The sequence below is a fragment of the Paenibacillus sp. J22R3 genome (genome assembly GCF_056269305.1).
In genome coordinates, this window is sequence record NZ_JBWDNS010000002.1 from 1,488,982 (window position 1) to 1,503,786 (window position 14,805).

At 50.7% G+C, this 14,805-nt stretch carries 13 protein-coding genes; 12 read left to right on the top strand and 1 reads right to left on the bottom strand.

Translation table 11 applies throughout. The annotated features are described in order from the left end of the window. Positions 1-36 precede the first annotated feature (36 nt). From AC0YN4_RS14635 to AC0YN4_RS14650, 4 genes are all read left to right on the top strand, one after another. Positions 37-1,203: a glucose-1-phosphate adenylyltransferase gene (locus AC0YN4_RS14635; RefSeq protein WP_475780418.1), complete on the top strand. Its 1,167-nt coding sequence runs from the start codon at positions 37-39 to the stop codon at positions 1,201-1,203. Next, the gene (gene glgD, locus AC0YN4_RS14640) at positions 1,200-2,312 is read left to right on the top strand and encodes a glucose-1-phosphate adenylyltransferase subunit GlgD (protein ID WP_475780419.1); all 1,113 of its coding nucleotides are present in this window, start codon (positions 1,200-1,202) and stop codon (positions 2,310-2,312) included. The genes AC0YN4_RS14635 and glgD overlap by 4 nt, the downstream gene beginning before the upstream one ends. A gap of 69 nt (positions 2,313-2,381) precedes the next feature. Then, entirely contained in the window at positions 2,382-3,848 is a 1,467-nt protein-coding gene (gene glgA, locus AC0YN4_RS14645; protein ID WP_475780420.1) for a glycogen synthase GlgA, read from the top strand. Next, entirely contained in the window at positions 3,830-5,797 is a 1,968-nt protein-coding gene (locus AC0YN4_RS14650; protein WP_475780421.1) for a glycoside hydrolase family 15 protein, read from the top strand. Before glgA ends, AC0YN4_RS14650 begins: the two co-directional genes overlap by 19 nt. Positions 5,798-5,818: 21 nt before the next feature. On the opposite strand, the gene AC0YN4_RS14655 is transcribed toward AC0YN4_RS14650, so the two are convergent. After that, positions 5,819-6,679, bottom strand: coding sequence for a MerR family transcriptional regulator (locus AC0YN4_RS14655; protein ID WP_475780422.1), 861 nt, complete (start codon positions 6,677-6,679; stop codon positions 5,819-5,821). Positions 6,680-6,793: 114 nt separating this feature from the next. On the opposite strand from AC0YN4_RS14655, the gene AC0YN4_RS14660 reads away from it, so the two are divergent. From AC0YN4_RS14660 to AC0YN4_RS14695, 8 genes are all read left to right on the top strand, one after another. Next, positions 6,794-7,804, top strand: coding sequence for an ABC transporter substrate-binding protein (locus AC0YN4_RS14660; protein WP_475836077.1), 1,011 nt, complete (start codon positions 6,794-6,796; stop codon positions 7,802-7,804). A 13-nt stretch (positions 7,805-7,817) separates the two neighbouring features. Then, positions 7,818-8,735: an NAD-dependent epimerase/dehydratase family protein gene (locus tag AC0YN4_RS14665; protein ID WP_475780424.1), complete on the top strand. Its 918-nt coding sequence runs from the start codon at positions 7,818-7,820 to the stop codon at positions 8,733-8,735. Between the two features lie 27 nt (positions 8,736-8,762). Continuing rightward, entirely contained in the window at positions 8,763-10,124 is a 1,362-nt protein-coding gene (locus AC0YN4_RS14670) for an aromatic ring-hydroxylating oxygenase subunit alpha (RefSeq protein WP_475780425.1), read from the top strand. Then, on the top strand, positions 10,114-10,698 hold the full coding sequence (locus AC0YN4_RS14675) for an aromatic-ring-hydroxylating dioxygenase subunit beta (protein WP_475836078.1): 585 nt from the start codon (positions 10,114-10,116) through the stop codon (positions 10,696-10,698). The genes AC0YN4_RS14670 and AC0YN4_RS14675 overlap by 11 nt, the downstream gene beginning before the upstream one ends. A 14-nt stretch (positions 10,699-10,712) precedes the next feature. Continuing rightward, positions 10,713-10,985 carry a dihydrodiol dehydrogenase gene (locus tag AC0YN4_RS14680; RefSeq protein ID WP_475780427.1) on the top strand — a complete coding sequence of 91 codons (273 nt, stop codon included), beginning with the start codon at positions 10,713-10,715 and terminating at the stop codon, positions 10,983-10,985. Further along, entirely contained in the window at positions 10,979-11,818 is an 840-nt protein-coding gene (locus AC0YN4_RS14685; RefSeq protein ID WP_475780428.1) for an MBL fold metallo-hydrolase, read from the top strand. The genes AC0YN4_RS14680 and AC0YN4_RS14685 overlap by 7 nt, the downstream gene beginning before the upstream one ends. A gap of 375 nt (positions 11,819-12,193) precedes the next feature. Continuing rightward, entirely contained in the window at positions 12,194-14,113 is a 1,920-nt protein-coding gene (gene thrS, locus AC0YN4_RS14690) for a threonine--tRNA ligase (RefSeq protein WP_475836079.1), read from the top strand. Positions 14,114-14,266: 153 nt separating this feature from the next. Then, the gene (locus tag AC0YN4_RS14695) at positions 14,267-14,716 is read left to right on the top strand and encodes a GyrI-like domain-containing protein (protein ID WP_475780430.1); all 450 of its coding nucleotides are present in this window, start codon (positions 14,267-14,269) and stop codon (positions 14,714-14,716) included. Positions 14,717-14,805 lie beyond the last annotated feature (89 nt).

Below are 14,805 nucleotides of genomic sequence, written 5' to 3' on the forward strand. Positions count from 1 at the left end.
CAGCAAGCCGTTGCAGTAAAGAAGGAGAGTGTGTCCATGGGCAGAAAACGTATGGTGGCCATGCTTCTTGCCGGAGGAGAAGGAAAAAGACTCGGCGTGCTAACGAAAGATGTAGCAAAGCCAGCGGTCCATTTTGGCGGGAAGTACCGAATTATCGATTTTACTTTAAGCAACTGTGCACATTCGGGCATCGACACAATCGGCGTTCTGACGCAATATCAGCCGCTGGTCCTGAACACCTATCTCGGAATCGGCAGTCCATGGGGACTAGACCGACGCGACGGCGGAATGGCAATACTTCCTCCTTATGTCAAGCAAAAAGGCGGTATGTGGTATAAAGGCACCGCGAATGCAATCTATCAAAATATGGGGTTCATCGATCGGTACGACCCCGACTATGTATTAGTGATCTCAGGCGATCATATTTATAAGATGGATTACGAGCTCATGCTGCGAGAGCATGAGGAGCGTGGTGCCGATGTTACGATCGCGTGTATCGAAGTAGGCTGGAAGGAAGCAAGCCGCTTCGGCATTATGCATGTTGACGATGAAGGTGCCATCACTTCGTTTGAAGAGAAACCGAAAGTGCCTACCAGCAATTTGGCATCGATGGGTGTTTATATTTTCTCCTGGCCGGTGTTGCAGCAGTATTTGGTTCGCGATGAAGCGAATCGGTTGTCCGGCAATGACTTCGGCAAAGACATCATTCCGGCTATGCTGCAGGACGGCGTGAAGCTTCAGTCCTACACATTCAACGGATACTGGAAAGATGTCGGTACGCTTGAGAGTTTATGGGAAGCCAATATGGATCTGCTCTCGGAGAAACCGGCGCTTGATCTGAACGACCGCGACTGGCGGATATATTCCGTTAACCCGAATCGACCGGCTCATTATTCTGCGGCTACCGCAGACATCGTAGACTCTCTCATTACGGAGGGCTGCTTGATAGAGGGGCTTGTTCATCGATCGGTACTGTTCCATGGGGTCCAGTCCGGCCTTGACAGTCAAGTGCGCGAATCGGTCATTATGCCGAACGTAAAGATCGGCAAAGGGGCTCGTATCTATCGTGCCATTATTGGCGAAGGAGCCATCATCGGCGACGGGGTCGTGATCGGAAGTCCGGATTCAAGCTCAGTTACGGTTATTGGAAGTGATGAACTCGTTACGGCTACTCATTCGTTGCAGGAGGTAGAGCAGTCATGAACTCCAACATACTAGGTGTCATAAATCTTATCCACGAATCAGATGAACTAGAGTCCTTGACGGCAAGCCGCTGCTTGGCTACTGTTCCGTTCGGAGCGCGCTTCCGGCTTATCGATTTCACACTTTCAAGCATGGTGAATTCAGGGATTACGAAGGTTGGCGTGTTCGCGCAAACCAAATATCGTTCCCTTATCGACCATTTGGGTTCCGGCAAGCATTGGGATCTACATCATCGTCAGAGCGGGTTGTTCATCATGCCACCGGTAACGGATGACGTGAACGAAGTGCGTCGCGGCGATTTGTATCACTTCTATCAGCACCGTGATTACTTTACGCGCTCGTCGCAAGAGTACGTGCTGGTAACACGCAGTCATATGGTCTGCAATGTGGATTATGACGCCATGCTGTCTTCGCATAAAGCTAGCGGCGCGGACATTACGGTCGTTACGAAAGAGCAGACGGAGCTGTTTGGCGGTAAAGCGCGCAAACTGCAAACGGACGAGAAAGGACGCGTCACGGCGATGCAGGATCATTACGGCCGGCTGGAAAGCGATCTGATCTCGATGGAGATGTACTTGATGCGCAAGGAGCTGCTGCTTGAGCTTGTGGATACTTCGCTTGCGCAAGGACAGGATCATCTTGTCCGCCACGCGATTATGTCGCGAGTAAACGATCTCCACATTCAAAGCTACGCGTATGATGGTTATCTTGGCGTCGTAAATACATTGAACAGCTATTACAAAAACAACATGCAGCTTCTTCGTCCTGAGGTGTGGAAGAGCCTGTTCTATGAGCCGGGCCCGATCTACACCAAAGTCAAAGATGAGCCGCCGGCCCGTTATGCAGAAGGGGCGAAGACGTCGAATTCCCTCGTTGCAAACGGATGTATCATCGAAGGAACGGTAATCAACAGCATATTGTTCCGAGGCGTCCATGTACGCAAAGGTGCCGTTGTGCGCAACAGCATCATTATGCAGAACGGTATTATCGGAGAGCATAGCTTCGTGGATCATGTCATCCTCGACAAGGATGTCACCGTGGAACGCAGCCGTGAGCTGCGCGGTGCCGAAGTGTCGCCATTCCTGGCAGTTAAGCGGAAAGTCATCTAAATCCTATTGTTGTCGGCATTCGTTGCAAATCTAGAGAGATAGAAAGTTGAGTAGAGGTGAAACCATACAATGAATGTATTATTCGCTGCTTCTGAAGCGGTGCCGCTCGTGAAGACGGGCGGCCTCGCTGATGTAGCCGGCGCATTGCCGAAAGCACTGCGTTCTAAAGTCGGCGCCGATGTGCGCGTCATTCTGCCCAAGTACGATACGATTCCGGCTGCAATGGCGGAACAGTTCGAGACCATTGCCACCTTTAACGTGCGGCTGGGCTGGCGGGACCAGTACTGCGGCCTGCTCAAGGCCGAAATCGACGGCATTGTCTACTATTTGATCGATAACGAATTTTATTTCAAGCGCGGCGTGCTGTATGGATATGGCGATGATGCGGAGCGGTTCGTATTTTTCTGCTTTGCCGTGATGGAGTCGCTGTATCATATGGACTTCCGGCCTGATATTATTCATTGCCATGATTGGCAAACCGGACTCATTCCGTTCCTGCTCAAAACCAGATACAAACACGACCCGGCATGCCGGGACATCGCTTCTGTGTACACCATCCATAATTTGAGATATCAAGGGGTATTCGGGCGAGAGCTGCTGAAGGATCTGCTTGGTTCCGGGGATGAATTGTTTGGTTCGGAAGGCATTGATTTCTATGGTGCCGGCAACTGCATGATGGGTGGCTTGCGGTATGCGGACAAGCTGACGACGGTAAGCCCTACTTACGCGGAGGAAATCAAGACGGAAGCGTATGGAGAGAAGCTGGAAGGGCTGCTGCGTTACCGCTCAGAGGATTTGGTCGGAATCGTGAACGGCATCGATACGGAACTGTTTGATCCGATGAATGATCCGGCTGTGGATGTTCCTTATCGAGGATCATTACCTCGCAAACGGAAGAACAAGCTTGCGCTTCAGCGTGAGCTGGGCCTGACGGAATCGGAGTCAACGCCGTTAATCGGTATCGTATCCAGACTGGTCGATCAGAAAGGCTTTGATTTAATTGAAGCGGTACTGGAGCAGATCCTGAAGGAAGATGTTCAGTTGGTCGTGCTAGGTTCCGGTGATTGGAACTTCGAGCAAATGTTTCGCCGTGCAGAGCTGAAGAAGCCCGGGCAGGTTACGACTTGGTTTGGGTTTAACGACGGTCTGGCTCGCAGAATCTATGCCGGCAGCGATATGTACTTGATGCCTTCGCAGTTCGAGCCTTGTGGACTTAGCCAGCTTCTGGCGCTGCGTTACCGGTCTGTTCCGATTGTCCGAGAGACTGGCGGTTTGAAGGATACTGTTCAGGCGTTTAACGAGTTTACAAGCGAAGGAAACGGCTTTAGCTTTACTAACTATAACGCGCATGATCTTCTCTTTACGATACGCAGAGCGCTCGAGTTCTATCAAGATGAAGAAGTGTGGCAGCGAATCGTGGCCAATGGTGCCAAAGATGATATCAGCTGGACGCGTTCAGCGAAAGCCTATATGTCGTTATATAGTGCGATTGCGCCTAATCGAAAGGAGAGTCACCAATGGCCCGTCATCTCGTAATTGGCAATGGTAAAATACTGATTAATTTGGACCGAAACAACTACATCCGAGACATCTACTATCCTTTCGTCGGTCAACTGAATCATGTGGGCGGCCAATATTGTCGATTTGGGATATGGGCAGGGGGACAGTTTTCCTGGCTGGAAGATCCGGAATGGAAGTTTGAGCTGTCTTACGTCGAGGACTCACTTGTAACAAATGTCATCGCGCGTAACGAACGTCTCGCTGTGGAGCTGCATATGAATGACGGCATTCATCAGCGGGAATGCATCTACATCAAACGCGTAGTCGTGCGCAATCTAGGTGCAGATCCGCGTGAATTCCGGTTGTTCTTCCATCATGATCTCATGATTGACGGTTCGGAGGTAGGAGACACGGCAGCCTATTATCCGGAGAACCATACGCTTTATCACTATAAACGCTCCTCGTATTTCATGTTCAACGGCTTCTCGGATGAAGGCGGCATCATGCAATATACGACGGGGATTAAACGATTCCAATCCGCAGAAGGAACCTGGCGGGACGCTGAGGACGGAACGCTGATGGGCAACTCTATCGCGCAAGGTTCTGTTGACAGTACGATCAGCTTCCGTACGGTTGTGCCTGCAGGCGGAGAGAAGACAGTCTATTACTGGATGTCGATCGGCAAGAATTTAGAAGAAGTCAAATCTCTTAATCAATATGTTCAAGAGAGCCACCCGGAGAAATTGTTGAGCCGAATCGTGATTTATTGGAAGCATTGGCTCCACCGCGCGGAGAATAATCTGGGTGATCTGAATGAGGAAGCGGCGAACATGTTTCGCTTAAGCTTGCTGCTCGTTCGGACGCAAACCGATGAACGGGGAGCAATCGTAGCAGCGAATGACACGGATATTCTGCAATATAATCGTGACCACTATAGCTATATGTGGCCGCGTGACGGAGCATTGATTGCCGATGCGATGTCTGCTGCAGGATTCCAAAGCGTAATCGCGCCGTTCTTCCAGTTCTGCGCGCAGACGCTCTCACCGGATGGATACTTGTTTCACAAATACAATCCTGATGGAACGGTAGGCTCCAGCTGGCATCCGTATATCGTGCAGGGAAGCCGGCGCTTGCCGATTCAAGAGGACGAAACAGCGTTAGTGCTGTTTGCCCTGTGGAGGGATTACACGCGGCATCAAGTCATCGAGCTGCCCCAGTCGCTTTATAACAATTTGATTCGCAAAGGCGCAGCCTTCTTGAGTCAATATATGGAGCATAGCCTGTCACTTCCGAAGCCTAGCTATGATCTGTGGGAAGAACGTTACGGCATATGGACCTATACCGTTGCTTCCGTTTACGGCGGATTAATGGCGGCGGCCTTCTTTACAGAGCTGTTCGGGGATTACGAACGCAGCGATCATCTTCGCAATACGGCGCAATCCATCAAACACGGGATGATTACCCATCTCTGGGATGAAGAATCTGGCAGATTCGCGCGCGGCTTAATCCAGAAGGATAACCGCTGGGTGAAGGATATGACTTTGGAGAGCAGCTTATTCGGTATCTGGGAATTCGGTGTGCTGCCTGTCGAGGACGAACGCGTCATTAAGACAATGAATGCGATTCGTGATGGACTGACGATCCGTACAAGTGTCGGCGGCGTTGCGCGTTACACGAACGACTATTACTTCCAGCAGTCTGGAGATATCGAGAATGTGCCGGGTAATCCATGGATCATATGCACGCTGTGGATTGCGAACTTCGAGATCGAATCGGCGAAGCAATTAAGCGACCTGGTCCGTCCTCGCGAAACGCTCAACTGGGTAGTCGAACACGCACTATCAAGCGGTGTCCTGCCGGAGCAATTGCATCCGCTTGACGGCAGCCCGCTCTCCGTAGCGCCGCTCACATGGTCTCATGCGACTTATGTGCAGTCGGTTACGCGGTATGCAGAGAAATATGCGGAGCTCTCCGCCAAAGTATAGAACAAATGAAAACAGCAGCTATTACGGCTCATCCGCCGTAATAGCTGCTGTTTCTGATTTCTTACGGATAGGGACTTGAATCTCAAACATGACCTCGCTTGGATTATCGGTAATCGTAATGTCGACTTGCATGATTTGCAGTGCATCGCCTGTTATTTCGTATCCATCCTCTTCAAGCTTGCGGCACAGTGTATCGAGACTTTCGCTGCGATTCCACAGTTCCCCGTAATACCGAATACAAGCGAACGAACCGGCGGGGATGATAATCAAATTCTCCTTCGGAACAGAAGCAGCTCGCTTAGCCACTACGAAGATCGTAGACGGAGACTCGAATCGACGAGCCCCCAAGTCTACCTGTGACAGCAGGACGCCAAGCCTGTTGCTGGCAAGCAACGGAGCCGTTTCCGTGAGTCTGTTCTCCAATCCCAGCACGCCATAACACAGCTCCAGGTTGCTGTTAATCTTCTGATGCAGCGTAAATAGCTTCCGGCGCTCCAGTTGACGTATTGTAACGGCTGGGCTGCCTACCTCGGCAATAACTTCCCTTAGAAAAGCCAGCTTATCTCGGATATTCTCCTCGAGCGCCGTCATTTCTTTCAGCTTATGGACGAGCTCTTCGTGTTTGGCTGCTAAGATATCGGTTGAATTCTTTATATTGCGCTCATTGAAATACTGTTTCACTTCGTTCGTGTTCATTCCAAGCTGACGCAGCTCTTTAATCGTACCAAGAACCTCGTATTGAAAAATCGAATAGTACCTGTAGCCGGTATGGGGATCGACATGCTGAGGCTTAAACAGATCGATTCTGTCGTAATGACGAAGCGTTTCGGCAGAAATCCCGCGCAGCTGCGCCATTTCGCTAATAGATAGCCGTTCTTTCATGGGAAAAACACCTCTCTCACACGATCATGTTATAAAATATAACATTGCGATTGACTTTTGTGTAGCACAAAGGTTTACAATCGCTTTAAGTTAATCGAGTGGAGGGAACAAACCATGAAGAGGCGTGTATTATCGATCATTACGACATGCATGATGGCAGGTTTGCTGCTGAGCAGCTGCGCGAGCAGTAACGGCAGCGGCACGGAGAAATCCAGTGATCCGCTCAAAATCGGCCTGAATCCGTTCCCGACCTATTTTCTCTGGTATGTGGCGCAGGAGAAGGGGTTTTTCGAGAAGCGCGATGTGAATGTGGAGCTCGAATGGTTCCCTAGCTACAGCGACGGTTTGTCGGCACTGAATTCCGGCAATGTAGATGCGAACAGCCAAACCCTCAGTGACACGCTGCCACCGGTTGGCAAAGGCATTAAACTGCAAATTCCGATGATTATTGATTACTCCGACGGTGCAGATGGTTTTGTGGTCGACCCCTCGGTTAAGAGCTTTGAGGATTTGAAAGGGAAGCGAATTGCAACAGAGCTGGGCACGGTGGATCAATTCTTCATGTTGACCGTCCTCAAACAGCACGGTTTATCAGAAAAGGATATTAACTACTTCAATATGGCGATTGCGGACGCTGGCTCATCCTTCCTAGCAGGCAAAATCGACGCCGCTGTCATCTGGGAGCCATTCCTGAGCGAAACGTTAAGCTCGGGAAAGGGGAAGCTGCTCTTCTCTTCGAAAGAGACACCGGGACTCCTGATGGACACCATCGCTTTCCGCGAAAGCATCATCAAGGATCGCCCAGAGGACGTTAAGAACGTCATGGCGGCTTGGTTCGACGCCGTAAGCTTCCTCAAGGACAGTCCGGATGAGGCAATTGCCATTATGGCGAAACATGCAGAGATTACGCCGGAGGAATTTAAGATCTCCCTAGAAGGTGTGAAAGTATATGATTTGAACGATAATGTAGCCGCTCAGAAGGAAGCAGAAGCCTACACCTCCGTGAAATATAACGGCGAGCAGGTCGGTGCCTTTCTGAAGGATCTGAAATTTATCGATGAGTTACCAGATATGAGCAAGCTGTACAATCCAACATTTATCAATCAACTGGCAGACGAGAAATAGGGAGGACTAATAAATGAATATTCTAGTAACCGGCGGTATGGGTTTCTTGGGCTCCAATCTGGTTCCGATGCTGAGAGAGCGCGGCTACCGCGTCGTCAGCTACGATCGCAGAGTGAAGGATAACGGGGGAGATGAATCCCTCACCTATGTACAAGGCGATTTGCTGGATTTGCCTCTTATTCTGGAGACGATTCGCACGTATAAGATCGATCGCATCATTCATACGGCTGCCATCTCCCATCCCGTGACTGCCATCGATATTCCGTATCAGACGGTAATGACCAATGCGGTTGGCACGACGAATATTTTCGAAGCGGCCAGACTGTCCGGCATCAAACGAGTGGTTAACCTGAGCTCCGAATACGCCTACGGCAACAATGCTGAGCTAGGCACAGTGACGGAGGATGTACCGCTTCATCCGAGCGGCGTATACGGTGCTACGAAGGTGTTCACGGAGAAGTTGGCCTACGGCTATCGCAATCTGTATGGCTTAGAAATCCCGTCGTTGCGGCCGGGTTGGCTCTATGGGCCAGGACAGTTTATGCAGTGCTACATGAAGGATCTAATCGTGAATGCCATTAAGGGAGTGCCGACCTACCTGAAAGAAGGCCGCGACTACGGCTTCCAGTATGTGCACGTGAAAGATGTGGCGCAGGCATGCATCTGTGCTATGGAAGCGAAGGACATGAAGAGCTATGTATACAGCATAACGGCTGGCTATAAAACAACGTTCGGCGAGCTGATCGCCTTCGTGAAGGAGCTGTACCCGGACGCCGTGATCGAAGTCGGGGAAGGCCGATTCTCGGAGCTGGATCATTATGGCACCTTCGATATTACGAAAGCGCGCGAAGAAATCGGCTACGAGCCATCGCGGCCATTCTATGATAGTGTGCGCGAATATGCGAGCTGGCTGACGTTTAATCCTTACTAACCCAATAGAAGAGCGAGGTGCAAGACGATGAAAACAGAGACGAAGGGTGCACCAGCATACAGCCATGCCAAATCGCTGCTCCGCGAAATGAGAGAGAGCTTGAAGGAAGGCATAATCCCAGTAGGTATCTTCAATGACCGCGAGCTGTATGAGCTTGAAATGGAGAAAATTTTTACGAAAAAATGGATCTATGTGGGCCATGAATCGGAAATTCCATCCGCAGGCGATTATGTGCTTCGTTATATCGGCGAAGATCCGTTCATCGTGAACCGTGACGAGTCCGGAGAAATTCGTGTCATGTTGGATGCCTGCGTTCATCGCGGCGTTCGAGTATGCCGGGCGGAGAAAGGGAACGCATCGCATTTTCGCTGTCCCTACCATGGATTTATTTATAAAAACAACGGTAACCTCATCGGAATGCCAGCGCAGCAGCATGCCTACAACGGGCTGAACAAGAAGGATTGGGGCATGCTTGCGGCGCGCTGCGATACGATTCACGGATTGATTTTCGCGTGTCTGGATAAGGAGACGCCGCCGCTTGAGGAATATCTTGCGGACAGCAAGTACTACCTGGATCTGCTGTTCGGGTTGCAGGATGAGGGACTCGAAGTCATTGGCGAACCTCAGCGCTGGATCGTGAATGCGAATTGGAAGGTTGCGGCGGAAAACTTCAGCGGCGACGCGTATCACCTGATCTTCCTGCACCATTCCGCGTATGAAGTGGGTTCATCGCCATTCTCCATGCTGGCGAATATGAACGGCGAGCAGATTCTTGCCGGGAACGGACATTGCGTCGACATTTCGCTCGATAAAACCGAACAGGTCATTGAGATGCCTTACTGGAATTTCCCGCAGGAAATCGTCGATACCTTCCGCTTGGATCGGCTGGAGCCGAAAGGACTTGAGATCGTTCGAGACTCCAAGGAAATGCTCGGTAATATATTTCCAAACAGCTCATTCCTGCTTATGACCGTCACGCCGGAGCGGAATTTGCCCCCTGTGCCGTTCATCAGTATGCGACAGTGGCGTCCGAAGGGCCCGGACCAAATCGAAATTTGGAACTGGTTCCTCATGTTTAAGAATACGCCGCAAGCGTTCAAAGAAGCTTCTTATCGTGCTGGTTCAGCGACATTCAGCTTGGCGGGGATTTTCGAGATGGATGATTCGATGACATGGGAGACGATTACGCAGACGGCAGGCAATCGGTTTGCGAAGAATAATTTGAAGCTCAATTTCCAAATGGGGATGAACGGGATGGGCAAGGCGAAACGAGACGAGGAATGGCCACTCCCGGGCGTCGCCTACTATCCGCGATATGGGGAAGGCAATCAGCGTTATTTCTATGAATCGTACGTGAATACGATGCTTGACGATGAAGATGAAATCTAGCATTAGGGGGAAGGAATGGGCTGTTATGGGGGAAGAAACCGTGATTGTTGAGCGTGGAACCGAGCAGTTGCTGAAGGAGGGAGAGCGTTTCCTGATACACGAGGCAGAGCTGCTGGACAACGGAAACTATGCAGATTGGATGACCCTGCTGACAAGTGATATCCGCTATCAAATTCCGATCAGGCTAACGCGGGAACGTCATGCGCCAAGCCCGTTCAGCGATCAAGCCTTTCATATGAACGAGAATCTGGCATCGATCCAAATGCGTGTGGAGCGGACATTCTCTGACTACAACTGGGCAGAGGATCCGCCGTCTCGGACCAGACATTTTCTGTCGAATTTCCGGTTGGCAGATGTTCGAGAGAGCAGTGAAGGTGCGCTGGAGATGGTCGTCATCAGCAATTTGCTGTTGTTCCGAAGTCGCTTTGACAGCCCGGCATACGATTTAGTGTCAGGTGAGCGTGAAGACACGATTCGGGCTTGCGGCAGCGCAGGGGAGTGGAAGCTGGCGAAACGGTTCGTGCGGCTGGATCATACTACGATGGGAATAAGCAGCTTAGGTATTTTCTTATAGAAGGGGGCGGCAGGATGTCGGCAGAACAAGAGATTCGGATTGCCAATGAGTTTGCCAGCGTGACGGTTCGTAAGATTAGAACGCGCAACGGAGAGCGGCTGGAGATCATATCCAATGGGCTCGGCCTGCAGGTAAGTCTGGATCCATTGTCGCTGGAGAGCTTGACTTGGCAGCATGCGGATATGTATTCTTCATTGCTTCAAACGCCGCTTGAACCGTATCCGTTTAACGCTGAAGTTCCAACGTCTGAAAAATGCGACGGCGAGGAGGAGAGTGAGTCATGTTAACCTATCAATCGGATGGCATTTCTGTTTTTCAAAGTGAGCTCTATCAGACCAACTGCTTTGTCATCGAGACGAAGGATCTAGTCTTGATCGTAGATCCGAATTATTTGCCATCGGAGCTGGCGACCATTCGGAAGCATGTGGATGCAATGAAAGGTAATCGCCCGTTGTATGTGTTCTTTACCCACTCCGATTTTGACCATATCGTCGGTTATGGTTCCTTCACAGATTGCAGCGTTATTGCGGGAACGGCATTCGCTAATCACCCGGACAAAGTGGAGCGGGTATCGGTTGTCGAGCGCTTGGACGATGAATTCTATATCAGCCGTCCATACAGCATTGCATTTCCGCATGTAGATCATGTCATCGAGCAAGATGGCGAACAGCTGGTTATCGGCGAAACCGTTCTGACCTTCCGAACGGCATACGGACATAACGGAGATGGATTGATGTGCCTTGTGGAACCAAACGGGGCACTCATTACGGGTGATTATGTGTCGGACATCGAATTTCCCTTTGTGTTTGACACCTTCGCCACATACCGGAGCACGCTGGAGAAGATTGCAGCTTATGCATGGTCAGTTCCCGGTCTGCTGTTGCTCCCCAGTCATGGCAGTGTGACGGCAGATCAAGATGAAATCTTGCATCGGGCCGAAGTTTCGGAACAATATCTGAGTCTTTGTGAAGAGCAGCTTGAGCTGGGAGAAGGAACGAGCCGATTCGAGACCTTTATGGATCTGCAAGACTATCGGTTCAAAATCGGATTCCGGAAGCGTCATGAAGCGAATATGGAACTGCTTATGAACGAGCAGAGCTTATCGCATAATCTGAAATAATCAGAAAATTATGCGAATGCCTCTTGAACTTTGTTCGGATGGACTCTATAATATGGAACACAGCAACATAGCAGGCGAAGACCAAAGACAGGATTCCCATACGTCAGGCTGCACAGAGAGAGGAGCGATTGCTGCAAGCTCCTTCAGCCCTGAGATGCGGAGTTACCCCTTTGCAGCCGTAACATTGAACCCGTCGATTCTGTGTCGCGGTTGTAAATGGCACCGATTAATCCCCGTTACCGGATGCTAAGAAGGACCCCGCGACTGATCGCGATCGGCTGGGTCGAATTAGGGTGGAACCACGAGTCTGAACGCACTCGTCCCTTGGGACATGTGCGTTTTTTTGCGTTCAATTTATCGAATGGAGGAAGACTCGTGGAAAATGGGATTAAGGTAAAGCTGCCAGACGGTGGTGTAAGGAGCTTTGAAGCAGGGGTTTCGGTAGTTGAAGTGGCACTGGCAATCAGCTCCGCGCTCGGGAAGAATGCGGTGGCAGGCAAGGTAAATGGCAGGGAGGTCGATTTAAGTTATCGGCTGGATGCGGATAGTGAGGTAGAGATCGTTACACTCGATGGTGATGCGGGAGTGGCCATTCTGCGTCACAGCACTGCACATCTGATGGCGCAAGCGATTAAGCGGATTTATGGTAATGAGGCGGTGAAGCTAGGAGTTGGCCCAGTGATCGAAGATGGGTTTTATTACGATGTCGCGATTGAGCGTCCACTCACACCTGCTGATTTGCTTGCCATCGAGAAAGAAATGGAGCGTATCGTACAGCAGAATCTACCGATCGTACGGAGAGTGGTTAGTCGTGCGGATGCGCTGGCATGGTTTGATTCGCAAGGAGAGTCATTGAAAGTGGAATTGATTCGTGGCTTACCGGACTCGGCTGAGATCTCGATCTATGAGCAAGGCGAGTTCTCGGATCTATGCCGCGGACCTCATCTGCCATTCACTGGCCGGATTAAGGCGTTTAAGCTGTTGTCGGTCGCAGGAGCATACTGGCGGGGAGATGCCGAGAATGCCGTGTTACAACGGATTTACGGCACTGCGTTTCCGAAGAAAGCGCAGCTTGACGAGCATCTGAGTATGCTTGAGGAAGCGAAGAAACGGGATCATCGAAAGTTAGGCAAAGAGCTTGGGCTGTTCATGTTCTCGGAAGAAGCGCCAGGCATGCCGTTCTATCTGCCTAAAGGAATGACAATTCGAAATGAGCTGGAGCAGTTCTCCAGGCAGCTGCAGCAGGAGCGCGATTATGACGAGGTGCGGACACCGCTTATGCTCAACCAGCGGCTATGGGAGCAATCGGGGCATTGGGACCATTACAAAGACAATATGTATTTCACTAAAGTCGATGAGACTGCCTTTGCGCTCAAGCCTATGAATTGCCCTGGTCATATGTTGATTTACAAAAACAGCCTGCACTCGTACCGCGAGCTGCCGATTCGGATCTCCGAATTCGGTCAAGTGCATCGCCATGAGTTCTCCGGCGCGTTGAACGGCATGATGCGTGTACGGACTTTCTGCCAGGATGACGCCCATCTCTTCGTGAGGCCGGATCAAATCGAAGCCGAGATTGGCCGCGTTATATCGCTTATTGACGACATTTACGCCGTGTTCGGTTTCGAATATCGAATTGAGCTCTCCACTCGGCCGGAGGATTCAATGGGGGAACCGGAGCTGTGGGATCAAGCGGAAGCCGCGCTTGCGCAGGTGCTGGACAATCGCGGAATTGCATATCGCGTGAATGAAGGCGACGGCGCATTCTATGGGCCCAAGATTGATTTCCATATTCTCGATGCGCTGAAGAGAAGCTGGCAGTGCGCGACAATACAGCTTGATTTTCAAATGCCGGAGAAATTCGATCTGTCGTATATCGGGGAGGATGGTCAGAAGCATCGCCCGATCGTCATCCACAGAGCTGTCTATGGATCGATTGACCGGTTCATCGGCATCTTGACTGAGCATTATGCCGGAGCGTTCCCGATTTGGCTGGCGCCGATTCAGGTGAAGGTGATCCCGGTCTCAGGAGCTGATCAAGACTACGCGTATGAGTTGAAACGGAAGCTTGAACAATCCGGTATGCGTGTTGAAGTGGATTATCGCAGCGAGAAGCTGGGCTATAAGATTCGCGAGGCGCAGCTTGAGAAAGTACCGTATATGCTGATTCTTGGTGAAACGGAGCGCCATTCGAATACAGCAGCAGTAAGGCAGCGGGGGCATGGCGACATCGGCTCCATGCGAATAGAAGCCTTGATTGAGCGGTTGTGCGAGGAGATTGCTGCGAAGAAGTAACGCTGATGCAAACTGGCGTTGACAGTGCTTTGTCGTAAGCCTTGAGCCTTACGGAAAATTTAGCTTGACGGAGGATATGCGGGAGGCTAGTCTATTGCTGAACACCAAAGATTGGAAGGTCTCGGCTTATCTCGTGAATGGGGGTATTACGCTGTGAGTTCAATTGATGATGTACAGGAAATCTCGCTTCCCGAGCGGCATTATGTAGGAACGGCGATTACGTCTGTTTTTGCCAATCACGATCCCAAGCGGGTTGAACAGCACTTAAAGTCGTTTATTGCCCGCAGGTTCGAAATCAAGAATCTTGTGGACGCCGGCTCTTATGTTTGTCCATCGTTCGTTTGCGATCAGCTGTTCACATATTTATCCTGCATGGAGGTTCGTTCGCTGCCTGAAGTTCCTGAAGGGATGATCGGGTTTACGATTCCACCCCAGCGTTATGTGTTGGTCCGTGCCTTACAAGGTGATCCTTATGAGCTTCTTCATGCCTATATCAAGGCACAAGGCTTAAGCAACAATAAGCGGGGGATGGCAATGGAGGTTTATCAGATCCATAAGCCGCTATGGCCTTCAGAGGTGGATGTGTACGTACCATTGCTATAGCAAGTTAGGACCTGGCATGGCTGAAACGCACGGATAGCAAAAACCGGTCTTGCCCGAAGGCAAGACCGGTTTTTGGTTATTGGGAGATC

Bases quoted from the DNA above. Each gene is read 5' to 3' on its own strand.
- AC0YN4_RS14660 (WP_475836077.1), top strand. From the start codon at position 6,794: ATGAAGAGGCGTGTATTATCGATCATTACGACATGCATGATGGCAGGT.
- AC0YN4_RS14650 (WP_475780421.1), top strand. From the start codon at position 3,830: ATGGCCCGTCATCTCGTAATTGGCAATGGTAAAATACTGATTAATTTG.
- AC0YN4_RS14635 (WP_475780418.1), top strand. From the start codon at position 37: ATGGGCAGAAAACGTATGGTGGCCATGCTTCTTGCCGGAGGAGAAGGA.
- AC0YN4_RS14670 (WP_475780425.1), top strand. From the start codon at position 8,763: ATGAAAACAGAGACGAAGGGTGCACCAGCATACAGCCATGCCAAATCG.
- AC0YN4_RS14665 (WP_475780424.1), top strand. From the start codon at position 7,818: ATGAATATTCTAGTAACCGGCGGTATGGGTTTCTTGGGCTCCAATCTG.
- AC0YN4_RS14685 (WP_475780428.1), top strand. From the start codon at position 10,979: ATGTTAACCTATCAATCGGATGGCATTTCTGTTTTTCAAAGTGAGCTC.
- AC0YN4_RS14680 (WP_475780427.1), top strand. From the start codon at position 10,713: ATGTCGGCAGAACAAGAGATTCGGATTGCCAATGAGTTTGCCAGCGTG.
- glgA (WP_475780420.1), top strand. From the start codon at position 2,382: ATGAATGTATTATTCGCTGCTTCTGAAGCGGTGCCGCTCGTGAAGACG.
- AC0YN4_RS14675 (WP_475836078.1), top strand. From the start codon at position 10,114: ATGAAATCTAGCATTAGGGGGAAGGAATGGGCTGTTATGGGGGAAGAA.
- glgD (WP_475780419.1), top strand. From the start codon at position 1,200: ATGAACTCCAACATACTAGGTGTCATAAATCTTATCCACGAATCAGAT.
- AC0YN4_RS14655 (WP_475780422.1), bottom strand. From the start codon at position 6,679: ATGAAAGAACGGCTATCTATTAGCGAAATGGCGCAGCTGCGCGGGATT.